Genomic DNA, 24,894 nt, shown 5'->3' on the forward strand with positions numbered 1-24,894 from the left:
TTATCCGACGCCCTCTGGCGAAACTTTTTTACGACGGCGCCAGGAGCGAGAGGGTGGTGCCCTCCTCGAGCACGAGATATCCGTCGACGATGGCGGCTTGTCCACCGACTATCGACCGCTGCCAGGCAACGGATCCGTCACCGATGTTGAACGCTGTGAGCTCGCCGGCGTTGCCGAACACCGCGGTGTCCTCGCCCTGGCCGACACACGTGAGGTAGTCGATGTTGGTACCGGGCTGTCCCGGCTCGGGGCGCGGGACCTCCCCTACCTTCTCCCCGGTCCGCAGGTCGAGGATCGACCGACTTCCGTCCTTGCGGGCGAAAGCGACCACGGAGCCGCACGGCCGCGAGGCCACCTTCGACAGCTCGGGGTCGGTGACCTGCCACAGTTTGTCCTTCTGAGCGGGGTCGAAGACCGAGTAGGCGCCCTGGGTCTGCATGACCTGTCCCGGGCCGGACCCGGTGGTCACGGCGAGGACTGCCGGTCCCGACACCAGCTGTTGTCCCTCGTTCACGGAGGTCCGGGTGCCGCCACGCGTGTAGAACTCGACGCGAGGGGATCCGGCATCGGTGAACTGCAGGGCCACACCGGTGGGATAGATGCGCAGATCGCACGACGCGCAACCGAATTTGTCAGCCCCTGTCGCCGGATCGATGACGTGCTTGGAACCGTCCGACGCGCTGATCACCACGAGTTCGCCGTCGACCTCTGTCTTCGCCGCCGCCGCAAATGAACGGGCCCAGAGCTGTGTGCCGTCGGGCTTGTTGCGGGTGACCTGATAACCGGACCCGTTGACCCGGAGGAAGTCCGGCCCCACACCCACCACCGACTGAGTGTCGTTGTCGGGCGAGGCATCCCGCAGTTGGCCGGTTGTCAGGTCTGCGAGATAGAACCCGTCTGGCTGGTCCGCCAGATTCAGGGCGCATCCCACCTCGCCGCTGCCGTTGATCGCGCAAGAACCGAGCCCGGCGTCGATCGGGGTGTCCCACAACTGTTCACCGGTGCGGTGGTCGATTGCCGAATAGGTGTTGCCGAGCCCCGACGGATAGGCCACCAACCAGACGTCACCGAATGTGCCCACCACTTCCGGGGTGTCGCCCTCACCGTAGGTCTGCATGCTGGTGAGGTCCAGGCTCCACCGCTCTTCTGGCGAGTTCGGGTACGGACGGAGCTGACCGTTGCCGTACACCGTGGCGTCAGCGGTCGGGTTGACCGAGAACACCAGACCGACGGACACAACCATCGCGACGGACAGCAGGAACACAACGGATCCGATTCCGGGCATGGATCGGCGTTTGAGCATGTGGTCCATCCAATCACGACACCCGTACCGACCAGGGTGAACATCGGCCCACGACACACCCTCTAACCTGGACACATGCCCAACAATGCGATCGGTCGCCTCCTGGGCGACGCGATGACGGTGCCGCTACGCGTGGGTGGGATGCTTCGGGGCCGTGCGCAACCCAAGGCCGGCGGTTTGAACGGGCTCGCAGGCGTGTCGAATCCCGCCGCGGCCGCCACTGCGCAGGAACGCAAGGTCGCCTACAACTTCTTCGCCGGTATCCCGTACGAACTCCGAAATCCGGGCGGTCACCTTCCCGGTGCGAACGACTGGGACAAGCCGCTGAGCCGCGACCATCCGAATCCGGTGGTTCTGGTCCACGGCACCGGCGGTGGGGCGCAGACCAATTGGGGCACGTATGTGCCGCTGTTGCTCAACGAGGGTTTCTCCGTTTTTTCGCTGACCTACGGCGCGATCAAGGGTGTGCCGTGGCCGCTGTCGGCAATCGGCGGAATGGCGAGGATGGAGGACAGTGCAGCCGAGTTCGGCGAGTTCGTGGACAAGATCCTCGACGCCACCGGCGCCGACAAGGTCGATGTCGTCGGACATTCACAGGGGACGCTGATGCCCAGCTACTGGGCGAAGTTCCTCGGCGGACACCACAAGATTCGCAAGTACGTGTCCATCGCCCCGTTGTGGCAGGGAACGTCCGCCTTCCAAGGTGTGCTGCAACGAATCAATCTGCCGCTCGGCCTGGATCCGACAAAGGTCCTGCCCTGCTATTCGGCGCCGCAGATGATGGCAGGATCTGACTTCATCTCGAAGATCAACGCTGACGGCGGACCCTATCTACCCGGTATCGACTACATCAACATCTCCACGAAGTACGACGAGTTCGTGGTGCCGTACAGCAGCGGCCAGCTTCCTGGCGGTGACGACAGGTCGGTCACGAACATCGTTGTGCAAGAGAACTGTTCACATGATTACAGTGATCACCTTGCGATCTGCGGCTCACAGCGGGCGGCGCTGTACGTCCTCAATTCGCTCGACGATCAAAGGGACGCGCGAGACGTTCCGTGTATGTTCGTGCCGCCCTTCTTCGGATCCTGACAGACACCGGAGTTGATCACCCGGCAAGCGATCTGCGGTAGTCGCGCGGGCTCATTCCACGAACGCGTTTGAACGCGGCGCTCAGCGCAAAAGCGCTGCCGTATCCGACCTCTCGGGCAACCGCCTCGAGAGTGCGATCGCCCGATGCCAGTAGATCGGCCGCCATGGACAGCCGCCACGCCGTCAGGTAGGTCATCGGTGGTTCCCCGACGAGGTCGTTGAACCGCCGTGCGAGTGCCGCGCGGGATACAGTGCATCGGCGGGCCAGGTCGGACACCGTCCAGGGATGCTCTGGATTGTGGTGGATCAAGGAGAGCGCTTGGCCCACCACCGGATCCGATTCCGCCGCGATCCACGTCGGCCCCGCCGATTCAGGCCTCGAGAACCATGCTCGCAGGGTGTCGATGAGCAGGAGGTCGAGGAGGCGGTCCAGCATCACTTCTTGGCCCGGCACTCGGCGCGTCATCTCGGCGGCGAGGAGCCCCGTCAGCGCAGCGTTGCCCTGCACCGTGATCAGCCGGGGGAGTGCGGCAAGCAGTCGAGCCGAAACCTCGCCCGTCGCGCCGTAAGTCCCCACGAGTGACACCGAATCGCCGGCGGCGTCGTTGCCCCATGTGCGAACACCGAGATTCATCTCGTCAACCAGATCGGTACCGTCGGCGCGGACACATCGCTGGCCCGGTTGGATGAACGCGGCCGGCGACGCCTCCACGTCGCCGTAGACGTACGGGTCGGGGCCGCGGAGGACCGCGACATCGCCCGGGAACATCGACGTGGTCTCGCCATCGTCAAAGCGCACCGCGGCGGTACCGCTGACCGCCACCACCACGGTCAATGGCGCTTCGTCTTCGATTCGCACCGACCACGGCGGTGTCATCACCACCCGCAACAGAAAGGCATTGGCGGCGCGGGGCCCGTTGAGCACACTTCCGAGCGCATCCATTGGACGATTACACATGAAAGTGAGCGTTCAGGCGATGGAAAGGCTCAATGTCGCGGGCTGTACTCGGATGTATGACAACCACAACGCACACCCAACGTCCAGTGCTCGTCCTCGGCGCCACCGGCAAGACCGGTCGTCGGGTGGCCGGCCGCCTCGCCGGCCTCGGTGTACCGACCCGACTGGCGAGCCGCTCTGGTGCGACCAGACTCGACTGGACCGACCGCACGACCTGGAGGCCCGCACTCGATGGCGCCGGTGCCGTGTACGTCACCTACCAGCCGGACCTCATCGTCCAACGTTCCGCCGATGATCTCAGGGTGTTTGTCGAGGTCGCACGAGATGCGGACGTCGACAAGTTGGTCCTGCTGTCGGGCCGTGGAGAGCCCGAGGCCCGCGCATGCGAAGAGATCGTGCTGCACTCGGGCATGGTGTCAACGGTGTTGCGCTGCAGCTGGTTCGCACAGAACTTCTCGGAATCATTTCTGGCGGACGGGGTGCGTGAAGGAGCGGTGGTGCTGCCTGTCGACGCAGTGGGGGAGCCTTTCATCGATGCCGACGACATCGCCGACGCTGCGGTGACGGTGCTGACGAGGCCAGGTCACGACGGGAGGGTGTACGAGTTGACCGGCCCCAGGCTTCTGACATTCGCCGAGGCCACGGCCCAGATCGCGGCGGCTGTGAATCGTGAAATCGATTACCTGACAGTCTCTCTGGAGGACTACCGGGCGGGAATGGCAGAAGCTGGTGTGCCGGAAGACTACGCCGACATGGTCATCTCGTTGTTCGGGACCCTCTTCGATGGGAGGAATGCAACCACCACTGACGGGGTGCTTGAACTACTGGGCCGCGCGCCCACGGGTTTTGCCGACTTCGTCGCGAAGTCGGTTGCCGAGGGCGCCTGGTTCGACGGAGCGCAGGCATGACTGCGTTACGCGAGTCGCTCCTCATCGCAGCGGTCCTGGCGGTCGGTCTGATCGCAGGACTGTTCTGCGCCTTCGCTTATGCGGTGATGCCAGGACTGGCTCAGACAGACGATCCGGTCTTCGTCTCCTCGATGCAGCGCATCAACGTGGTGATCGTGAACCCACTGTTCCTGCTCCTCTTCTTCGGCGGTCTGGTGTTCACCACCGCGGCGGCAGTGTTCTACCGCGGCGAGCCGATCTTCTGGTGGATCGTCGCCGGGGCGGTGACCTACGTGGTCGGGTTGTTGATCACGATGGTGGTCAACGTCCCCCTGAACAACGACTTGGCCGCCATCGGTGGACCTTCGAGCATCGCCGATCCGGCAGCGGCCAGAGCGGCCTTCGAAAACGTTTGGGTGCGCTGGAATCTCATTCGCGCGGTGGTGCACACAGTGGCGTTCGCTGCCCTCCTCGTGGGGCTGGTCACCAGGTGAGGGCTCGCCCGTTTGTCGTCGCGCCGTACCGGATTGACGACTCCAGGCCGTGGATCAGGTGGGGGCCTCGGGCTCGGTACGTGCACTGACCTGGCCCAGGTAGCTCTCGCCCCAATCGTTGAGTGCGCGGACCATCGGTGCCAGGGTCTCGCCGAGTGGAGTCAGCGAGTACTCGACCTTGGGGGGCACCTGGGAGTACACGGTGCGCAACACGATGCCGTCGGCTTCCAACTCGCGAAGTTGCCGGGCGAGCACGCGAGGCGTGACGGCTCCGACGGCCCTTCCCAATTCGCCGAATCGTAGGGTGCCCTCGGTCAGGTGTTTGACGATGGTCATCTTCCACGCCCCGCCCAGAACGGCAACGGCCACTTCGACGGGGCAGACTTCCGCTGCCTTCCTGATCGCTTCACGCATGACACTATCCATTCAGTCCCTATGGACAAGATTGTGCGTACTGTCCGCTGCGCACCTTTGGCTGCACACTAAGTCCGTGGCAGAGAACAACGCAACCAAAGTCCTGTGGGTCTACGGACATCCCGAGACCGACTCGCTGAATCATCAGCTGATGGAAACCGCGTCCCGGAACCTGCGTGGCCGTGCGGAGGTCACCGTGGTCGATCTGTACGAACTCGGCTGGAATCCGGTCCTGGATTCGCCAGAGCTCTCCGGGGCCGGTGGCCCAGCGCCCGAAGTGGTTGCGCAGCAGCACCTCCTGCGCGAGGCCGATCTGCTCATCATCCAATTCCCACTCTGGTGGCATGGGATGCCCGCCATCGTCAAGGGCTGGTTCGACCGCGTTTTCTCCCACGGGTTCGCGTACGGGATCAAACACCCCGAGACCGGTCGAACGTTGAAGTACGGAGACGGAGGCCTGGCCGGGCGCAGAGCGCTCACGATCGTCACCGCCGGTGATCGGCAATCGTCCTTCGACCCTCGAGGGATCAACGGCGACATCGAATTGTTGTTGTTTCCGTTGCTTCACGGAACTCTCTGGTACTCAGGCATATCCGCGTTGAGGCCTCACCTCATCGCCGGTACGGACGTACCCGGCTGGAGTAGCGCCGACGACGAGTGCCGGCGGCTGCTCGGCCGACTCGAGACCGTCTTCGACGAGGAGCCGATTCGCTACCGGGCGTTGGAGTCTGGTGACTACTGCCCCGACAGGACGCTGGCACCCGAGCATGCGACGGAGTCGGAGGGACTCGCCATGCACGTCCGTGACGATTGAGTCCGTCGGCCGAGGCGCTCAGCTCGACGATGGAGCCGACGCCGAGATCTTCTCCACCGCACGCACGACTGCATCCGGATCATCGAGGGATACAAACGTTCTGGCGTCCCGCACCTCGGTGAACGTCGCGTTCGGGAACTGCGCGGCGAGACGCCGCCCGAGCGCGGGTTTGAAGCATTTGTCCTTCATGCCCCACACGATGGACACCGGCTTGTCGAATGTGCCGAGGCGGCGGGTCACCTGGTCGAGTGCGGCGGGCTTGATCGTGCGCGCCAACGCAGCCAGTTCGGCGCGCACCGCGTCCGATTCACGCGCCGGCGCCAGCCACGACCTGGTCAGTTCGGGGTCGGGGTGGGATGCAAGGAGCCCGAATCCGATGGCGGAGTGCCGTATCGCAGTCGCCGAGAGTGCAACGGCCAAAGGTTTGAGGATCGGCTTGAATCTGCCGAGGGCGAAAAGTGCATTGAACGGGAACGGCGGGAACGTGTCGAAGGCATCGCAATTGGTCAGTACGAGCCTGCCGACGAACTCCGGATGTGCGTCGATCGCGAACTGGCACAGCGCGCCACCGGTGTCGTTGCCAACGAGAGTGACGTCGTCGAGACCGAGGGCGGCAGCGAAGTCCCGGATCATCGTTGCGAGCCCGCGCGGCGACAGGTCGGCTGTGGGGCCTGCAGGTATCCGCTGGGAGCCCAGCGGCAGTGTCGGCACGAGGCAGCGGTATCCCTGCGCCGCGAGCGAATCGGCGACCGAATCCCAGAGGCGCCCGTCGACCAGCGCCCCATGAATGAACAGCACCGGTGGGTGCGCTGAATCCGCTGGACCGACGGCGCGGTATTCGAGTGTGCCGTGAGTCAGCTCGATGGTCTCCATGGCGGTACCCTTCTGTGGCTATTTACGTACACCTAGCATGGAAGTTACATACAAGCTGCATGAAAGTCAATCGTCGTACTCAAGCCGAGCGCACCGCCGCGACGCGGGCTGCGCTGATCGCGGCCGGGCGCACCCTGTTCGCCGAGCACGGATTCAGCGGGGTCGGCACGCAGGCGATCGTCGCCCGGGCGGGCGTCACCCGAGGTGCGCTCTATCACCAGTTCGCAGACAAGGACGAATTGTTCGTCGCGGTCTTCGAGCAGGTGGAGGAAGAGGTGATGGACAAGGTCACCGAGGCCGTGGTCGGGGTCGGCGTCGATGGCCCACTCGAGGCGATGGAGGTGGGCGTCCGGGAATGGCTGGAATTGTGCGCCGACCCCGAGGTGCACCGGATCATCCTGCTCGAGGCCCCGGTGGTGCTCGGCTGGGAAGCGTGGCGTGAGGCAGGCGCCCGCTACGCGATGGGACTGATCGAGTCGCTGATCGAACAGGCGATCGCCGATGGCACTGCGCCGGCCCAACCGGTACGGCCTCTCGCACATGCGATGATCGGCGCATTGGACGAGGCAGCGATGTATGTGGCGAGGTCTGGCGAGCCCGAGAAAGCCCGAGTCGAGATGCTCGATGTCGCCCGTAGACTGATTCGCGCCATCACGATCGAATGAGCGAACGCGTTCGCTGACGGCGTATCCCCAGCGCAAACACCCTTGCAAGCTGGGACGTTGACCAATTGTGACCCCCGATCAAGCGGTGCCACCCGAGGGCTCGGCGACACATCTGCGGTGCCGGTGACCTGCGGCCATTACAGTGGGAGCAAGGCTGTTGCAGGTGACCTATCGGTTCATCGTCGACACTGCCAACCCTGGGAAGAACGAAGCCTGTCGACCAGACACACTGGGAGACGAAGCCGAAGGCCGAGCTCGACCCATAGAAACGTAAGGGAGAACAATGTTCGAACGGTTCACCGACCGCGCTCGCCGGGTTGTCGTCCTGGCCCAAGAAGAAGCGCGGATGCTCAATCACAACTACATCGGCACCGAGCACATCCTGCTGGGTCTGATCCACGAGGGTGAAGGCGTCGCCGCCAAGTCGCTCGAGTCGCTGGGTATCTCCCTCGAAGGCGTCCGCAGCCAGGTCGAGGAGATCATCGGCCAGGGCCAGCAGGCTCCCTCGGGCCACATCCCCTTCACCCCGCGCGCCAAGAAGGTCCTCGAGCTGTCGCTGCGCGAAGCACTGCAGCTCGGCCACAACTACATCGGCACCGAGCACATCCTGCTCGGCCTCATCCGCGAGGGTGAGGGCGTTGCCGCCCAGGTTCTGGTCAAGCTCGGCGCCGACCTCAACAGGGTCCGTCAGCAGGTCATCCAGCTGCTGTCGGGCTACCAGGGCAAGGAGCCGCAGGAAGCGGGCACCGGTGGCCGCAGCACCGAGGCTGGCACCCCGTCCACCTCCCTGGTGCTCGACCAGTTCGGCCGCAACCTGACCGCCGCTGCCGCCGAGGCCAAACTCGACCCGGTGATCGGGCGCGAGAAGGAAATCGAGCGCGTGATGCAGGTGCTCAGCCGCCGCACCAAGAACAACCCGGTGCTCATCGGCGAGCCCGGTGTCGGTAAGACCGCCGTCGTCGAGGGACTGGCACAGGCCATCGTCAACGGCAACGTCCCCGAGACCCTCAAGGACAAACAGCTCTACACCCTCGACCTCGGGTCGCTGGTTGCCGGTAGCCGGTACCGCGGCGACTTCGAAGAGCGACTGAAGAAGGTCCTCAAGGAGATCAACACCCGCGGCGACATCATCCTGTTCATCGACGAGCTGCACACCCTCGTCGGCGCGGGCGCCGCCGAAGGTGCCATCGACGCGGCCAGCATCCTCAAGCCGAAGCTGGCCCGTGGCGAGCTGCAGACGATCGGTGCCACCACCCTCGACGAGTACCGCAAGTACATCGAGAAGGACGCCGCCCTCGAACGCCGCTTCCAGCCGGTGCAGGTCGGCGAGCCCAGCGTGGAGCACACGATCCAGATCCTCAAGGGTCTGCGTGACCGCTACGAATCGCACCACCGCGTCTCGATCACCGACGGTGCGTTGGTCGCCGCCGCCACCCTGGCCGACCGGTACATCAACGACCGCTTCCTGCCGGACAAGGCGATCGACCTGATCGACGAGGCCGGCGCCCGGATGCGCATCCGGCGGATGACCGCACCGCCAGACCTGCGCGACTTCGACGACAGGATCGCCGACGCCCGCAAGGAGAAGGAATCTGCGATCGATGCGCAGGACTTCGAGAAGGCGGCAAGTCTGCGCGACAAGGAAAAGCAGCTCGTCACCGAGCGCGCCGAACGTGAAAAGCAGTGGCGCAGTGGCGACATGGACATCGTTGCCGAGGTCGATGACAACGAGATCGCCGAGGTCTTGGGCAACTGGACCGGCATCCCCGTGTTCAAGCTGACCGAGGAAGAGACCACCCGTCTGCTGCGGATGGAAGATGAGCTGCACAAGCGGATCATCGGCCAGACCGAGGCGGTCAAGGCGGTGTCCAAGGCGATCCGCCGTACCCGCGCCGGTCTGAAGGACCCCAAGCGCCCGTCCGGTTCGTTCATCTTCGCCGGCCCGTCCGGTGTCGGTAAGACCGAGCTTTCCAAGGCGCTGGCGAACTTCCTGTTCGGCGAGGACGACGCGCTCATCCAGATCGACATGGGCGAGTTCCACGACCGCTTCACCGCGTCGCGGCTCTTCGGTGCTCCTCCCGGTTACGTCGGCTACGAAGAGGGCGGTCAGCTCACCGAGAAGGTGCGTCGCAAGCCGTTCTCGGTGGTGCTGTTCGACGAGATCGAGAAGGCTCACCAGGAGATCTACAACACGCTGCTGCAGGTCCTCGAGGACGGTCGTCTCACCGACGGTCAGGGTCGTACGGTCGACTTCAAGAACACCGTGCTGATCTTCACCTCGAACCTCGGTACCGGCGACATCTCCAAGGCCGTGGGTCTGGGCTTCTCGCAGTCGAATGCGGAGGGCTCGAACTACGAGCGGATGAAGCAGAAGGTCAACGACGAGCTCAAGAAGCACTTCCGTCCTGAGTTCCTCAACCGTATCGACGACGTCATCGTGTTCCACCAGCTCACCCGCGACGAGATCATCAAGATGGTCGACCTGATGATCGCCCGAGTGGAAACCCAGCTGCGGAACAAGGACATGGCACTGGAGCTGACCGAGAAGGCCAAGAGCCTGCTCGCCAAGCGTGGATTCGATCCTGTGCTCGGTGCCCGTCCGCTGCGTCGCACGATCCAGCGCGAGATCGAGGACCAGCTCTCGGAGAAGATCCTCTTCAACGAGATCGGTGCCGGCGAGATCGTCCTGGTCGACGTGGAGAACTGGGACGGCGAAGGCGAAGGCGAAGACGCCAAGTTCACCTTCGTCGGGTCGAAGAAGCCGATCGCTCTGCCGGACACCCCGGTCGAGCTGGCCAAGACCGGTGAGTCCACCGACAGCTAGTCACGACACCCAAAAGGGGCGCAACCACGAAAGTGGTTGCGCCCCTTTTATTGTGCGAATGCCGAAGGTGCGGGTCAGTCCCTGATCTCGGGTTCCTGATCGCGGCCGGCGAGCAGCAGCGTGATGGTGAGTTCCAGACGGTTGGTGACGTCGGTCGCGGACGCGCGGCGGGTCAGCCACTGCACCAGGTTCGACATCCACACGTCGGAGACCACACGGGCGATCTTGAGATCGAGATCGGTGGGTTCGCCCTCGACCATCGCATTGGCCAGGAGGCGGTCGATGATTGTCGCCACCTTGTCGACTTCGGCGGCCGCTGAGGCGTCGGCGAACATGAACGCGCGGGTCATCGCCTCGGTCAGCAGCGGATCGCGCTGCATCGCGATGGTGATCATGTCGAGCACGTGCCGCAGGCGTTCGAGTGACGTGGTGCCACGAAGGCGCGACTTGTCGGCGCGACTCTCGACTGCCTCGAACTCGCGGGCGAGTGCGGTCACCAGCAGGTGCACCTTGGAGGGGAAGTAGCGGTAGAGAGTTCCCACGGCCACGTCGGCACGGTCGGCGACAGCTCGCATCTGTACGGCGTCGTAGCCGCCCTTGGAGGCCAGGGCCAGCGTGGCGTCGAGGATGCGTCGACGTCGTTCGCGTTGTGCATTCGACCCGAGGTCGACCTCCGAGCCGACGGCGGCATTACTCGCCGGGGTTCCGGTCGGGATCGGGCTTGCCATCGAGGTCCCACTTTCGTTCAGGTCGACTTCTCGCGTCTGTCGGTCACTTAGGTCATCTGGCAACGACACCTTTGCGATGTCGAAACCGGCCAAGTACACGGTAATCGCTCATGCCGGAAAAGCGACTTCTCCGACTTTGCGACACGGGCCCCTTCATTCTGCCCCCTGGGACGTGCAATATTAGAACAGGTTCTACTACGCACCGACAATCCCGAGCAGGCAGGATCCGATCTCCGTGACCATTGCTTCCACCCCAGAACATACCGCCGTCGCCGACGCAATTGGTCAATGGTCCAAAAAGGTGTCGGTCATCACCTCGGTCCGGAGTGGCGACGCCGAGGCGAACGGCGCCGGTGAACCCTGGCCTGCGCTGTTCCCGGACTTGGCCGAGCTCGGTGTATTCGGCGCTGCTGTCCCGGAACACTGTGGCGGCATGGATGCCCAGTTCGCCGACCTCGCTGTCATGCTCGAACAGACGGGCTACGACCTGGTGCCCGGACCTGTCGCCGCGACCGCAGTCAGTGCCCTGCTGTCGGCCGTGTCCGGGGCGCCGAACGAGAACGCGTTACTCGCCCAGCTGATCGCCGGTGAGGTGGGCGCCGCCGTGGCCACGTCGGTGCTGTCCGGCGGTCAGGCGCCCACCGCCCACGAACCCCGCCGGGGCGTCCTGTCGGCGAGCGGCGAGCTCGGGTTGGTCGCCGGATACGTCCCCGGGGCGGCGTTGCTCGCACCGATCGACATCGCCGGTAGCCACCGCTGGGTACTGCTCGAACCGGGAACAGACGGCGTCATCGCTGATTCGGTTGACGCTCTGGACTTCTCGATGGAGCTGGCGAGGGTGCGATTGGACGAGGTGGTGATCCCCACGCGCGACGTGCTGCACCTGTCGGACACGTACGTGCGCGCGACCCTCATCGCAGCCATCGCCGCCCAGGCCTCAGGCGTCGCACGCTGGACTCTGGACACCGCGGTCGAGTACGCGAAGGTGCGCGAGCAGTTCGGTGCGCCGATCGGTAGCTTTCAGGCGGTCAAGCACATCTGTGCCGAGATGCTCTGCCGCAGCGAACAGGTCAGTGCGGCCGCCTGGGATCTGGCCGGAGCGATCGACGACCTCACCGAAGCCGAGGGCGACGAGCGGACGAACGCCGCGCAGCAGGTGGAGATCAGTGCGGCCGTGGCTGCGGCGACGGTCTCCGATCTCACCGTCGACAACGCGAAGGACTGCATCCAGATCCTCGGCGGTATCGGATTCACCTTCGAGCACGACGCGCATCTGTACCTGCGCAGGGCTCTGGCTTGGCAGGCACAGCTGGGTGGCGCGGCCACCTGGCGCGCGCGGGTGGCCGAGTTGAATCGGCAAGGTGTCCGCCGGGTGCACCGGCTGGACCTCGGTGATGCCGAGAAACGCCGGGCGCAGGTCCGCGCCGACGTCGACTCCATCGCTGCCGCCGACGACCAGCGGCAATCGCTGGCCGAATCGGGGTACCTCACGCCGCATTGGCCGGAGCCGTATGGACTGGCGGCAGAACCGGCGCAACAGGTGCTGATCGATCAAGAACTCGACCGCGCCGGTGTTCGCCGCCCAGATCTCGTGATCGCGGGATGGGCGATCCCGACCATCCTCCAGTACGGCACCGACGAGCAGCGTGAGCGATTCGTCCGCGCCACCCTCGACGGCGAGATCGTCTGGTGCCAGCTGTTTTCCGAGCCCGGCGCGGGTTCGGACCTCGCGGCCCTGCGCACGAAGGCCGCCAAGGTCGACGGCGGTTGGAAACTGCAGGGGCAGAAGGTCTGGACCTCTCACGCACATACGGCCGACTGGGCGATCTGTTTGGCGCGTACCGACCCGGATGCACCGAAGCACAAGGGCATCACCTATTTCCTCGTCGACATGAAGTCCGAGGGCATCGAAACCCGACCGCTCCGAGAGATCACCGGGCGAGCGCTGTTCAACGAGGTGTTCCTCGACGACGTGTTCGTGCCCGACGACTGCGTGGTGGGGGAACTGAACAACGGCTGGCGGCTGGCCCGCACCACACTCGCCAACGAACGGGTTGCGATGGGCGGTTCTGCCCTCGGCAAGGAGATGGAGGCACTGCTCGCACAGATCGAGGGGCGCCGGCTCGACGCGGTCGAGTGTGCCGAACTGGGCGAGCTGATCGTGCAGGCCCAGCTTGGTCAGGTTCTCGATCTGCGCGCGGTCCTCGGGTCGATCAACGGCACCGACCCCGGAGCAGCCTCGAGCGTGCGCAAACTGATCGGCGTCCGGCATCGGCAGGCGGTGCCGGAGTTCGGCCAGCGACTACGTGGGCTGGACGGTCTGGAGTACTCGGAGATGGCTGACGAGTTCCTGCTCAACAGGTGCCTGTCGATCGCCGGCGGCACCACTCAGATTCTTGCGACGGCGGCCGCCGAACGCCTGCTGGGACTGCCGCGCTGAGTGCAGGACCGGGTGTCGACAACACGTAGCTGACGCGCGCCCGACTCTGATACAACTAGAACAGGTTCTAATTCACTGAAGAGGTGCAAAACGGTGGACTTCACGCTCGATTCGACAGCCCAGACTGTGAGCGATGTCATCGCTTCCGTGCTGGAAAGGCACGAGTCGGTGTGGGACGCCTCACTGTCCGACACCGGCGGCTTCGAGGGTTCGTTGTGGTCGGCCCTCGCCGACTCCGGACTGCTGGCCCTGCCGCTACCCGAGGCGCAGGGCGGTGACGACGTGGCAGTCGGGGGACTGACTCCGGTACCGACTGCGCTCGGTCGCGCTGCCGCGATAACTCCCGCGATCGGAACGTTGCTGTCCGGGCTGGCGCCGCTGGTGCAGCGTGCGCCCGACATCGCGGCGGACCTGGGTGCCAAGGTGCAGGGGGGTGGCTGGCTCGCAGCCGCGATCAACGAACCCGGCGCCCCGATGACCTCCACCCCGCACACCGCCGTTTCTGGTGGCAAGCTCTCGGGCGTCAAGACCGGTGTGCTCCACGCCGAAGGCGCCACCGCACTCCTCGTCGCCGCAGACGCGGGTGTTGTGGTCGTGTCACCCGGGGATGACGGCGTGAAGATCACCCGCACCACGTCGTCATCGGGCTGGGGTGAGTACACGGTCGAGTTCTCAGATGTACCGGCCGACATCGTGATCGGTGGCGACCCGGTGTGGCTCACGCAGCACCACGCTCTGGGAATCGCGGCCTATGCGGACGGGCTGATAGCCGGCGCGATGAAGCTGACGGCCACCCACGTGTCAGAGCGCATCCAGTTCGACAAGCCGATCGGGACGTTCCAGGCCGTTCAGCAGCAGCTCGCGGACATCTACGTGGTGGCCCGATCGATGACCCTGGCCACCACATCGGCGGGATGGCGTCTGAGTGAAGGTCTCGACGCCGGAACGGACCTGGCCTTGTCCGGTTATTGGCTGGCACAAGAGATTCCGGCAGCCATGCGCACCATGATCCATCTGCACGGCGGCGTCGGTGTCGACCTGACCTACCCGTTGCACCGCTATTTTTCCCTGGCCAAAGACCTTGCCCGCCTGGTCGGTGGGCCCACTGACCGGCTCGACGCACTCGCCGAGCAGGTCGAGGCAGGAGCGTGACAATGTTCATCGATCTCACCCCCGAGCAGCACGCGCTGAAAATGGAATTGCGCGAGTATTTCTCGAACCTCATCTCGCCCGAGGATGCGGTCACCATGCTCACCGAACGGCACGGGCCCACGTACCGCAAGGTGATCCGCCAGATGGGCAAAGATGGGTGGCTCGGCGTCGGATGGCCAAAGGAGTACGGCGGCAGGGGCTTCGGTCAGATAGAACAACAGATCTTCGTCAACGAGGCCGCTCGGGCGGACGTGCCGTTGCCTGCGGTCACCTTGCAGACCGTCGGCCCGACGCTGCAGGTGTACGGGACCGACGAGCAGAAGCAGCGTTTTCTCCCCGACATCCTGGCCGGTGAGGTGCACTTCGCCATCGGCTACACCGAACCCGACGCCGGCACCGACCTGGCGTCACTCAAGACCACAGCGGTGCTGGAGGGTGACGAGTACGTCATCAACGGCCAGAAGATCTTCACCACCGGCGGGCATGACGCCGATTACGTGTGGCTGGCATGCCGCACCGACAAAGATGCTCCCAAACACAAGGGCATCTCGATGATCATCGTCGACACGAAGGATCCCGGCTACAGCTGGACCCCGATCATCACCGCCGACCACGCCCACCACGTCAACGCCACGTATTACTCCGATGTGCGGGCGCCCGCGAGCATGGTGGTCGGTGAGGTCAACGGCGGCTGGCGGTTGATCACCACCCAGTTGAACCACGAACGGGTCATGTTGGGGCCGGCCGGACGACTCGACGGTTTGCTGGCCCGCATCACCGACTGGGCCGGCCGGCCAGGGCCCGATGGCACGGTTCCGGGCAAACACACCGACGTCAAGCGGGCGCTGGCCGAGCTCCACGCCTACTACCGGATCAACGAACTGCTCAACTGGCAGGTCGCCTCCGGCGGTGACTCGATCTCCATGGCCGACGCCGCAGCAACCAAAGTCTTTGCCACCGAACGACTCCAGCGCGTCCACCGCTTGATCGACGAAGTGCTCGGCCGACACGGCGACTTCTCGGATCCCGCGACCGCCGAGCTCGCCGAGTGGTTCGACGTGCAGTCCAAGCGCAACGTCGTCATCACCTTCGGTGGCGGCGTGAACGAGGTGATGCGGGAGATGATCGCGACCGCGGGTCTCGGACTTCCGCGTGGAAAGCGTTGAACACGATGACATCTGATGCGGCCGCGATCATCGCGGCCACCGACGCGGTCCGCGCTGCCGGTACCAGTGCGCCCATCTCAGGTCGCGATCCGATCAACACCCCGATGATCAACAACTGGACCGAGGCGCTCGGCGACACCAACCCCATCTACTCCGACGACGCAGCGGCCCGTGCGGCCGGCCACGACGGCGTTGTCGCACCACCGGCAATGGCCCAGGTGTGGACGATGCGTGGCCTCGGAGGCGTGCGCGCCGAGGACGATCCACTCGGCCAGGTCACCGAGATACTCGATCAGGCGGGTTACTCGTCGGTGGTCGCGACCAACTGTGACTCGACCTACCACCGATACACCAGGCCGGGTGAGCACGTCACCATCGAAGCTGCGCTGACCGACGTCGTCGGCCCCAAGCAGACCGCGCTGGGCGAAGGCTGGTTCTTTACCACCAAGAACATCTGGAAGGTCGGCGACGAAGTGGTGGCCGAGATGGACTTCCGGATCCTCAAGTTCCGGCCCGCCGAGAAGTCGCCGTCAGCAGAGACTCCGGCGCCCGAACAGGCTGCGGGCGAGGTCATCTCGTCGCTCGGGTCGAACACAGACGACTTCGATCCGGCGAAGATGATGCGGCCCACACCATCCCTCGACACACTGTTCTTCTGGGACGGCGTGCGTGCGCACGAACTCCGAATCCAGCAGCGTGCCGATGGATCTCTGCAACACCCACCGGTGCCTGCATTGTGGAAGCCCACGGGCGAGACCACCGACTACGTGGTGTCGTCGGGCCGGGGCACCGTCTACAGCTACGTGGTCCACCATGCACCACGGGTGCCCGGGCGACGCGTGCCGTTTGTGATCGCGCTCGTCGAACTCGACGAGGGGGTGCGGATGCTCGGAGAACTCCGTGGGGTCGACCCGGCGCAGGTCGAGGTGGGTTACCCGGTACAGGTGGAGTTCATCGACTTCCCGGCAGGTGAGGACGGAGTCACCCAGGCATGGACGCTCTATGCCTGGCAGCCCGCGAAAGCAGGAGAACAGTCGTGAGTACACAAGTGGTACCGCCCGCCACGCCCCCCGACGTCAAGGAGGGAGACACGCTCCCCGAACTGACAATCGAGGCCACTCCGACCTTCGTGGTCTCGACCGCGTTGGCCACCAGGGACTTTCAGGACGTGCACCATGATCGCGACCTCGCGCATCAGAAGGGGTCGAAGGACATCTTCGTCAACATCCTCACCGACACCGGTCTGGTGCAGCGATACATCACCGATTGGGCCGGTCAGCGAGCGCAGATCCGGTCGATCAAACTGCGCCTCGGCGTGCCCTGGTACGCCTACGACACCCTCACGCTGACCGGGACCGTCACCTCGGTCGCCGACGGTCTGGTGAACGTCGAGGTGGTCGGGACGGACAGCCTGGGTAAGCACATCACCTCGCAGGTGTCATTGGCGATGGATCGCACCGTCGCCGGCGCACTGCCGGAAGCGAGCCGAGCGGGGGTTGCCGGATGAGCGGTCAATTGTCCGGCGCCGCAGCGATTGCCGGAATCGGCGCCACCGACTTCTCGAAGAACTCCGGTCGCAGCGAGTTGCGACTGGCGGCCGAGGCGGTCACCGCGGCCATCGCCGACGCAGGTCTGGCACCCTCCGACGTCGATGGCCTGGTCTCGTTCACCATGGACACCAACACCGAGATCGCGGTCGCGCGTTCCGCCGGGATCGGCGAGCTGAAGTATTTCTCGCGTATCCACTACGGCGGTGGTGCGGCTTGCTCAACGGTGCAGCAGGCAGCCATGGCCGTGGCCACCGGTGTCGCCGATGTCGTTGTCGCCTACCGGGCGTTCAACGAACGGTCGGGGATGCGGTTCGGGCAGGTGAACACCTCGCTGGTGGCCCAGGACAACTCCTCGGGCACCGACAACGCGTTCAGCTACCCGCACGGTTTGAGCACCCCTGCCGCGTTCGTCGCCATGGTCGCTCAGCGATACATGCACGAGTACGGCGCCACGAGTGAGGATTTCGGCCGGATCTCGGTGGTGGACCGCAAGCATGCAGCGGTCAACCCGAACGCGTTCTTCTATGGCAAGCCGATCACCCTCGAGGACCACCAGAACTCGCGGTACATCGCCGAGCCGCTGCATCTGCTCGACTGCTGTCAGGAATCCGACGGTGGCGTGGCGTTTGTCGTGGTCTCGGCCGAGCGGGCCAAGGATCTGCCTCATCCGCCGGCCGTCATCGCCGGTGCGGCATCTGGGAGTGGCAACGACCAATACATCATGACCAGCTACTACCGTGACGAGCTCGCCGGTCTTCCCGAGATGGGTCTGGTCGGCAGGCAGCTGTGGGAGCAGTCCGGACTCGGTCCGGACGACATGGACCTGGCGATCCTGTACGACCACTTCACGCCGTACACGTTGATGCAGCTCGAAGAACTGGGCTTCTGCGGCAGGGGAGAGGCAAAGGACTTCGTCCGCGAACCCGGCGCGCTCGAGGTCGGCGGACGGTTGCCTCTCAACACCCACGGCGGCCAGCTCGGCGAGGCGTACATCCACGGGATGAACGGCATCGCCGAGGCCGTACGGCAGCTTCGCGGAAAGTCGGTCAATCAGGTTCCCGGTGCCAGTAAGGTCGTCGTCACCGCCGGAACTGGCGTTCCCACAAGTGGTTTGGTACTCACAGCTTAGGAGTTGCGCGATGGGGTTCAATCTGGCGGATGTCTTCGAGACCGTGGCGGACGCGGTTCCGGACACGGTGGCGCTCACCTACGAAGGCGTCGACCACAGCTACCGACAGCTCGAGGTCGAATCGAACAAGGTGGCCCACATGCTGACCGCCGCCGGTATCGGTGCGGCCGAACATGTCTCGTTGTTCCTCAAGAACAGCGTGGAGCACGTGACCACCATCCTCGGTGTCATCAAGATCCGCGCCGTTCCGATCAACATCAACTACCGGTACACGCCGGCGGAGCTGCTCTACATCTTCGAGAACTCCGATTCGGTGGCGATCGTGGTCGAGGAAGCGGAGCACCAGGACAATCTCGCCACAATCGTCGGCCAAATCCCCACGTTGCGAACGATCTTCGTGATCGGTGAGATCACCGAACAGCTGTCGGTGGCCGCCGCGGACGCGGGCGTCGACGTTCGGTTGTTCGATCCGTCGGATCAATCGGACGAGCGTGACTTCGAGCCCAGGACCGGCGACGAGCTGTGGGTCCTCTACACGGGCGGAACAACGGGATATCCCAAAGGCGTCATGTGGCGACACGACGACTTCTTTCACAAGCCCCTCTCCGGTGGCAATCCCTACGAGGACAAACCCCGTAAGGACCTTGCCGAGATCGGCGCTGCAGCCAAGGAGTTCCCCGGTCTGTCCTTCTTGATAGCGGCGCCACTCATGCACGGCGCAGCCCTGTACTCGCTGTTCACCTTTCTCACCTTGGGCGCCAGACTGGTGCTGATGCGTGCTTTCGATCCAGAGAAGGTCGTGCGGTCGATCGAGGCCGACAAGGTCAATGTGGTGCTGATCGTCGGGGACGGCATGGGTTCTCCCTTGGCCGACGCGATGCAGAAGCTCAAGGACGAGGTCGACATGTCGACGCTGTTCTCCATCACCTCCGGCGGTGCGATCTGGTCGGTGGGTGTGCGGGAGAAGATGCTGGCCGCAAAGCCGGACCTGTTGCTGCGCGACAACTTCGGAGCGTCGGAAACCGGCAACGACGGTGCCTTCGAAGTCCGCGAGGACGGCACGCTGGCGATGCCGCCCACCTCGAAGATGACCGTGGTCGACGAGAAGCTCAACGTGATCGAACCCGGTACCGGCGACGTGGGCATGATCGCCCGCATCGGCAGGGTCCCTCTCGGCTACTACCGGGATGAGGAGAAGTCGGCACGTACGTTCCCGACACTGCCCGACGGGACGCGTCTGGCGGTGCTCGGTGACATGGGACAGGTGGAGGCCGACGGGACGATCGTGTTCCTGGGCCGCGGGTCGCAGTGCATCAACACCGGAGGCGAGAAGGTCTTCGCCGAAGAGGTCGAGGCATGCCTCCACGCACACCCCTCTGTCGCGGACGCGCTGGTTGTTCCCGCACCCGATGAGCGGATGGGTCAGAAGGTGTCTGCGGTCGTCGCGATTCGTCCAGACGCTCCAGAGCCCGATCTCGACGAGATCCAGGCCCACTGCCGAACGATGCTCGCCGGGTACAAGATCCCGCGACTGCTGGTGGTGGTGGACGAGATCAAGCGCACGCCGGCCGGCAAGGCGGACTACCGATGGGCCAAGCAGGCTGCGCTGGACGCGACGGGCACGCCGGTCTAGTCCTCAGCGGCAACGAGTGGCCCGGTGACCCGGGCCCGGTCAGTCGGTCGACGACTTGGCCGCACTCGCGGCAGCTGGGTGCGCGGTGGGCAATTCGCCCACCGTGGCGTCCTGCCCGCCCATCGCCCTCGGGGTGAACATTGCCAACAGCACCGCACCGGCGATTCCGATCGAGCCGAGAACGATGCAGGCGGTGTTCATCGGTCCGACGAAGGCTTCTCTTGCACCCTCGGAGATCTGTGCCGCGAGCTCGGGCTGGCGCGGTGCGATGCCCTGCGCAACCTGCAGGGCTTCGGCGAGTGTTCGCGTGATGTGTTCGCTGATGGAACCGGCGGCGGAGGTCGCCTGTTGTGCCTGTTCCGCCTGCCCCGCCGCCTGCAATTGGCTCGCGGCCTGGGTCAGCTGATTTTGGGCCGAATCAGCGGTCGGCTGAACATCTCTCGTGTAGCCGGCGGCCAACAAGCTGCCGGCGATGGCGATTCCGAGCGCCGAGCCCAGTTCTCGGGCGGTGTCGTTGACCGCCGAGCCGACTCCCTGGTTGTCGGCAGGGGTGTTCACCATGATCCCGGTGGTGGACGGCGCGGTCGCGATGCCCAGACCCGCCGCCATGACGACCAGTGACACCGCGATCGTCCAGTACTCGGTGTGGTCGATGACGCCCAGCATGATGACGCCCACGCCCATGAAGAAGGTGCCGACCGCGAGGATGGCACGCAGATTGATCTTCACAGCAACCCAGTTGCCCAACAACGAGAAGATCATCACGACCACCACGAGGGGGAACATCGCGACGGCCGACTTCAGGGGGGAGTAGCCGAACACCAGTTGCAACCGCTGCAGCAGGACGAAGAACACGCCGAAGGCGACCAGGAACTGGAGCATGATGCTGAAGGCGCCGGCTGAGAAGGCCCGGTTGCGGAACAGCGTGACGTCGAGCAATGGCTGGGCCCGCCTCGTCTGGAGCATCCAGAAGACCCCGATCAGGGCGACACCGCCGACGAGCGCGGCGATGACCAGTGGGTTGACCCATCCGCGGTGTGGCGCCTCGATGAGACCGAACACGACGAGCGCGATGGCCGCCGCAGAGCTGATCGATCCGATCAGGTCGAAGCGTTTCGAGGTGGAGTCGCGAGATGTCGGGATGGTGCACGAGAGAACCGCGGTGGTTCCCGCTGCGACCGCGAACGCGATGAAGATCGAATGCCAGTCGAAGAACTCGAGCAATATCCCGGTGACGAAGAATCCGCCGATGGCCCCGATTCCGGCCACGCCGGCCCAGATGCTGACGGCCAGTGGTCGTTTCGACTCCGGCACCCCGGAGGTGATCAACGACAGCGTCGCGGGCATCGCAAAGGCGGCACCCACACCTGTGAAACAGCGCGAGGCGATGAACAGATTCGGATCGCTGATCCACACTGGCAGGAGGGAGCCGATGGCGAAGATGATCAGACCACCGACCAGAGCCAGACGGCGGCCGTATCGGTCGCCCAGGGCACCCGCAGGCAACAGCAGGGCGGCCAAGGTCAGTGTGTAGCCGTCGATGAGCCAGGTCAGCTGGTTCGACGTCGCCTCGATGTCCGGAGCGATCTCGGGAATCGCGGTGTTCAACGCGGCCATCGCAGCCACAACCATCGAGACGGCGGTGCACACCACGAAGATCAGCCAGACGGTTCGGAGTCCGAACTTCTCGTCTGTTCCCGAATCGTTCGGCGACGCCCCCACAGATGTCTTCATCCACTCAAAGTAGTCGAGTGGAACGTGTTCTAAACACACCTTGGAGTTGTGTAATCGTTATCACGATCCCTCGGTGTGGCACACACGCATCGACTGTCTCTTATGTCACATTAACAACACTGGTAACTCGACAGTGAGCTTGCTGGTACAGACCGACCCAGCCGGGTCCGGCCACACCCACATGAGAGGGAATCCGATGGCCTCAACTCAGGTCAACGACGTCTCGGCGGTCAAGTTGCGCGCATGGCGTGTGCTCACGATGCTGGCGTCACTCGTCGCCGTCATCGTCGGGCTCGTTGCCATCTTCATGAGCGCTGCCTGACAACGCTTTACAACTCTTGTCGCCGGTATCGCCGCGCTGTCGGTGCCGGCCGCCGATCGCGATGCGGACCGGTCCAGCAGTCCGCCCGCGATCAGCAGATGGGCCGTCAGCGCCTCGTCAGCACCACGTTCCCGAGGGCCGGTGCATCGTCGCGGTCGGCCACGGATGCGGCGATGAGAAGGCGAGATCCGTCTTCCCACACCTTGATTCGTAACGTCTCACCCGGAAAGACGACACCGGCGAACTTCGCCGCGTATTGCTCGATCTGGTCCACGTCTCCGCCGAGCATCGTGTCCGTGACGGCGCGGCACACTGTTCCGTACGTGCAGAGCCCGTGGAGGATCGGCCGGGGGAAGCCCGCCATCTCGGCGAACTCCGGACTCGAGTGCAACGGGTTGCGGTCGCCGCAGAGACGGTAGAGAAGCGCTTGCTGCGGGAGCGTCTTCTCTTCGATCGTCCGGTCCGGTTCGCGGTCGGGATAGGCCACCTTGTCCGAGCTTCCACGCTCGCCGCCGAATCCGCCTTCGCCCTTGGCGAAGATGGCCGAACGCGCAGTCCACAGCGGCTCACCGGCGTCGTCGATCGTCGTCGACTCCTGAACGATGACCGCGGCCGAGCCCTTGTCCTGGAGTTCGGCGATGGTGGTACGTGTGGTGGCCGAACCCGAAGGCGGGATGGGGCGGTGCACGGTCACCTCCTGCGACCCGTGAACCACTGCGGCAAGGTCGATCTCGATGCCGGGCATGGAGACCTTCGGCGGCTCGGTCTCGTGGAAGCTCGCGGCGACGGTAGCGAACGTGGGCAGCACCTTCGGTTCGGCATCGTGCAGATACCGAAGGCTGTGCGCGTCCAGCGGGTCTGCTCCGGCGCCGACGCCCAGGTGGTAGAGCGCGATGTCGGAGGCGTTCCAGCTGAATGTGGTCTGGCCGACCTCGGCACCGAGTGCGACCGACGGATCGATGGGCATCAGCTGGCCCTCTCTCCGGCGGCACGCGACCGCTGAGCGTTGTCGGCGATGTCCAGTGCGGCAAGGTATCCGAAGACCATAGCGGGCCCGATGGTGGCGCCTGGTCCGGCATAGGTGTGGCCCATGACCGGCGAACTCGTGTTGCCCGCGGCGTAGAGCCCCTCGATGATCGACCCGTCTGCGCGCAGAGCACGGCCTGCCGCGTCGGTGTTGATCCCGCCCTTGGTCCCGAGGTCGCCCGGCACCATCTTCACCGCGTAGAACGGCGCCTTCTTCAGGGGGCCCAGGCTGGGGTTGGGCTTGTTGGTGATGTCGCCGTAGTAGTGGTCGTACTGGCTCACCCCGCGCCCGAAGTCCTCGTCCTCGCCCTTCTTCGCGAACTCGTTGAACCGCTCGGTGGTCCGGGACAGACGGTCGGCGGGCACGCCGATCTTCTCCGCGAGTTCGGCCAGACTCCCGGCCTTGGTGATCACGCCGGACTTGAACCACTTGCCGGGCAACGGCTGACGGCCCGACACCGACGCGAACATGTACCGATTGCGGTAGGTCTGGTCGAACACCAGCCAGCACGGCAGGTTCTCTCCTGGCCCCTCGCCTTGGCCGAACTCGCCCCCGTACATCCGGTGCACCGCTTCCACGTAGGGCAGTGACTCGTTCATGAAGCGTTCGCCGCGGTCGTTGACCATGAAGCTGCCTGGGAGTGCGCGTTCGGAGAGGGCAAACCACGGCCCACGGGGAAGCGGAATCGTCGGACCCCACCAGGCATCTTCCATGAAGCTCACGCCCGCACCGATTTTCAGGCCGGCGTTGATGCCGTCGCCGGTGTTGGACTCTGCGCCGGTGGTCCACTGCGATCCGATGGGTTCGCGCTGGTACTTGTGGCGCATCTCCTCGTTGTGCTCGAAGCCACCACACGCGAGCACCACGCCGTGCCGGGCACGGATGGTTCTCTGCTTGCCCTCGGTCTCCACCACCACGCCGACGACGCGACCGTTTTCGGTGACCAGATCGACGAGTCCGGTGTTCAGGCGCAACGGGATACCGGCCTGGCGGACTCCGAGGAGCAGTTCCGCGGTGAGGGCGGCGCCCATCGCGATCAGTCGTTTGCCGGTCAGCTTGGCCACGGCGAACCGCGTGGCGACCTTGATCGCGCGCAGGGGCCCGCGCCAGTGACGCAGTCCTGTGCTCAGCCAGCGATAATCGGACTGCATCACCACCACGTTCAAGGGGGATTTGCTGTACGGGGGGTGCAGGGTCTTGATGTCGTCACCCAGTTTGCGGGAGTCGAACGGCTTGGGCTCACAGGAGCGCCCGCCCACTCGGCCGCCCGGCGCCTCCGGGTAGTAGTCGGAGTAGTTCTTGACCCACTCCAGTTCGAGGGGCGCGTGCTCGCTCAGGAAGTCGAGCGCCTCGGGGCCGCGGTCGATGTAGGCGTCGATGCGCTCGGGTGCCACACCGTCGCCCACGATGGCGCGGACATAGGTGCGTGCGGCCTCGGGATCGTCCTTGACGCCATCACGCTTGAGCACCTGATTGTTCGGGATCCAGACACCTCCACCCGACCGGGAGGTGGATCCACCCCAGTACGGCGACTTCTCGATGATCACTGTGTCGAGGCCATGAGCGGCGGCCGTGATGGCCGAACTCATACCGGCGCCACCGGCGCCGACGACGATCACATCGAAGATCTCGTCCCCAGGAATCTCTTCCGAACGGCTCATCATTGCCCCTTCGCGCATTGCCGAGCTC

At 64.8% G+C, this 24,894-nt stretch carries 22 protein-coding genes; 14 read left to right on the forward strand and 8 right to left on the reverse strand.

The genetic code is table 11. From position 1 onward, the window contains the following. Positions 1–28: 28 nt before the first annotated feature. A complete protein-coding gene (locus CSW57_RS02960; RefSeq protein WP_189339116.1) occupies positions 29–1,303 on the reverse strand; it encodes an outer membrane protein assembly factor BamB family protein in 1,275 nt (424 codons plus the stop codon). A gap of 75 nt (positions 1,304–1,378) precedes the next feature. On the opposite strand from CSW57_RS02960, the gene CSW57_RS02965 reads away from it, so the two are divergent. Beyond that, positions 1,379–2,395: an esterase/lipase family protein gene (locus CSW57_RS02965; RefSeq protein WP_099381374.1), complete on the forward strand. Its 1,017-nt coding sequence runs from the start codon at positions 1,379–1,381 to the stop codon at positions 2,393–2,395. Positions 2,396–2,411: 16 nt separating this feature from the next. On the opposite strand, the gene CSW57_RS02970 is transcribed toward CSW57_RS02965, so the two are convergent. Continuing rightward, positions 2,412–3,338, reverse strand: a complete 927-nt coding sequence (locus CSW57_RS02970) for an AraC family transcriptional regulator (RefSeq protein WP_099381375.1) — start codon at positions 3,336–3,338, stop codon at positions 2,412–2,414. Between the two features lie 71 nt (positions 3,339–3,409). Here CSW57_RS02970 and CSW57_RS02975 point away from each other — a divergent pair, with 71 nt between their 5' ends. Next, entirely contained in the window at positions 3,410–4,261 is an 852-nt protein-coding gene (locus CSW57_RS02975; protein ID WP_099381376.1) for an NmrA family transcriptional regulator, read from the forward strand. Then, on the forward strand, positions 4,258–4,734 hold the full coding sequence (locus CSW57_RS02980) for an anthrone oxygenase family protein (protein ID WP_099381377.1): 477 nt from the start codon (positions 4,258–4,260) through the stop codon (positions 4,732–4,734). The genes CSW57_RS02975 and CSW57_RS02980 overlap by 4 nt, the downstream gene beginning before the upstream one ends. A gap of 54 nt (positions 4,735–4,788) precedes the next feature. Here CSW57_RS02980 and CSW57_RS02985 read toward each other — a convergent pair whose 3' ends face one another. After that, entirely contained in the window at positions 4,789–5,148 is a 360-nt protein-coding gene (locus CSW57_RS02985) for a winged helix-turn-helix transcriptional regulator (RefSeq protein ID WP_099381378.1), read from the reverse strand. A gap of 76 nt (positions 5,149–5,224) precedes the next feature. Here CSW57_RS02985 and CSW57_RS02990 point away from each other — a divergent pair, with 76 nt between their 5' ends. Continuing rightward, positions 5,225–5,962: an NAD(P)H-dependent oxidoreductase gene (locus CSW57_RS02990; protein ID WP_223249005.1), complete on the forward strand. Its 738-nt coding sequence runs from the start codon at positions 5,225–5,227 to the stop codon at positions 5,960–5,962. Between the two features lie 18 nt (positions 5,963–5,980). Here the strand turns inward: CSW57_RS02990 and CSW57_RS02995 are convergent, their stop codons facing one another. Further along, complete coding sequence (locus CSW57_RS02995; RefSeq protein WP_099381380.1) at positions 5,981–6,835, reverse strand: alpha/beta fold hydrolase; 855 nt, start codon at positions 6,833–6,835, stop codon at positions 5,981–5,983. Between the two features lie 59 nt (positions 6,836–6,894). Between CSW57_RS02995 and CSW57_RS03000 the strand changes: the two genes are divergently transcribed. Next, positions 6,895–7,500, forward strand: a complete 606-nt coding sequence (locus CSW57_RS03000; protein WP_099381381.1) for a TetR/AcrR family transcriptional regulator — start codon at positions 6,895–6,897, stop codon at positions 7,498–7,500. A gap of 283 nt (positions 7,501–7,783) precedes the next feature. Further along, a complete protein-coding gene (locus CSW57_RS03005; RefSeq protein WP_023957391.1) occupies positions 7,784–10,324 on the forward strand; it encodes an ATP-dependent Clp protease ATP-binding subunit in 2,541 nt (846 codons plus the stop codon). A gap of 74 nt (positions 10,325–10,398) precedes the next feature. Here the strand turns inward: CSW57_RS03005 and kstR are convergent, their stop codons facing one another. Then, entirely contained in the window at positions 10,399–11,052 is a 654-nt protein-coding gene (gene kstR / locus CSW57_RS03010; RefSeq protein WP_099382006.1) for a cholesterol catabolism transcriptional regulator KstR, read from the reverse strand. A 235-nt stretch (positions 11,053–11,287) separates the two neighbouring features. Here kstR and CSW57_RS03015 point away from each other — a divergent pair, with 235 nt between their 5' ends. The 7 genes from CSW57_RS03015 (at position 11,288) to CSW57_RS03045 (ending at position 20,122) form a co-directional block, all read left to right on the forward strand. Continuing rightward, positions 11,288–13,492: an acyl-CoA dehydrogenase gene (locus CSW57_RS03015; protein WP_099381382.1), complete on the forward strand. Its 2,205-nt coding sequence runs from the start codon at positions 11,288–11,290 to the stop codon at positions 13,490–13,492. A 93-nt stretch (positions 13,493–13,585) separates the two neighbouring features. Further along, entirely contained in the window at positions 13,586–14,644 is a 1,059-nt protein-coding gene (locus CSW57_RS03020; RefSeq protein WP_099381383.1) for an acyl-CoA dehydrogenase family protein, read from the forward strand. Between the two features lie 2 nt (positions 14,645–14,646). Continuing rightward, positions 14,647–15,810, forward strand: a complete 1,164-nt coding sequence (locus CSW57_RS03025; protein WP_031332047.1) for an acyl-CoA dehydrogenase family protein — start codon at positions 14,647–14,649, stop codon at positions 15,808–15,810. A gap of 5 nt (positions 15,811–15,815) precedes the next feature. After that, positions 15,816–16,850, forward strand: coding sequence for a bifunctional MaoC family dehydratase N-terminal/OB-fold nucleic acid binding domain-containing protein (locus CSW57_RS03030; RefSeq protein ID WP_099381384.1), 1,035 nt, complete (start codon positions 15,816–15,818; stop codon positions 16,848–16,850). Beyond that, the gene (locus CSW57_RS03035; RefSeq protein WP_223249006.1) at positions 16,847–17,317 is read left to right on the forward strand and encodes a MaoC family dehydratase; all 471 of its coding nucleotides are present in this window, start codon (positions 16,847–16,849) and stop codon (positions 17,315–17,317) included. The genes CSW57_RS03030 and CSW57_RS03035 overlap by 4 nt, the downstream gene beginning before the upstream one ends. Then, positions 17,314–18,489: a lipid-transfer protein gene (locus tag CSW57_RS03040; protein WP_099381386.1), complete on the forward strand. Its 1,176-nt coding sequence runs from the start codon at positions 17,314–17,316 to the stop codon at positions 18,487–18,489. Before CSW57_RS03035 ends, CSW57_RS03040 begins: the two co-directional genes overlap by 4 nt. 10 nt (positions 18,490–18,499) lie before the next feature. Continuing rightward, positions 18,500–20,122 carry an AMP-binding protein gene (locus CSW57_RS03045; RefSeq protein ID WP_099381387.1) on the forward strand — a complete coding sequence of 541 codons (1,623 nt, stop codon included), beginning with the start codon at positions 18,500–18,502 and terminating at the stop codon, positions 20,120–20,122. Positions 20,123–20,161: 39 nt separating this feature from the next. Here the strand turns inward: CSW57_RS03045 and CSW57_RS03050 are convergent, their stop codons facing one another. Continuing rightward, entirely contained in the window at positions 20,162–21,856 is a 1,695-nt protein-coding gene (locus CSW57_RS03050) for an MFS transporter (protein WP_099381388.1), read from the reverse strand. 196 nt (positions 21,857–22,052) lie between these two features. Here CSW57_RS03050 and CSW57_RS24760 point away from each other — a divergent pair, with 196 nt between their 5' ends. Next, entirely contained in the window at positions 22,053–22,178 is a 126-nt protein-coding gene (locus CSW57_RS24760) for a hypothetical protein (protein ID WP_255283862.1), read from the forward strand. A gap of 106 nt (positions 22,179–22,284) precedes the next feature. Here the strand turns inward: CSW57_RS24760 and CSW57_RS03060 are convergent, their stop codons facing one another. Both CSW57_RS03060 and kstD read right to left on the reverse strand, forming a co-directional pair. Then, a complete protein-coding gene (locus tag CSW57_RS03060) occupies positions 22,285–23,145 on the reverse strand; it encodes a MaoC/PaaZ C-terminal domain-containing protein (RefSeq protein WP_099381389.1) in 861 nt (286 codons plus the stop codon). After that, a complete protein-coding gene (gene kstD, locus CSW57_RS03065) occupies positions 23,145–24,884 on the reverse strand; it encodes a 3-oxosteroid 1-dehydrogenase (RefSeq protein ID WP_223249007.1) in 1,740 nt (579 codons plus the stop codon). The genes CSW57_RS03060 and kstD overlap by 1 nt, the downstream gene beginning before the upstream one ends. Positions 24,885–24,894: the final 10 nt, after the last annotated feature.

The organism is Williamsia muralis (genome assembly GCF_002735905.1).
GTDB lineage: Bacteria > Actinomycetota > Actinomycetes > Mycobacteriales > Mycobacteriaceae > Williamsia > Williamsia muralis_A.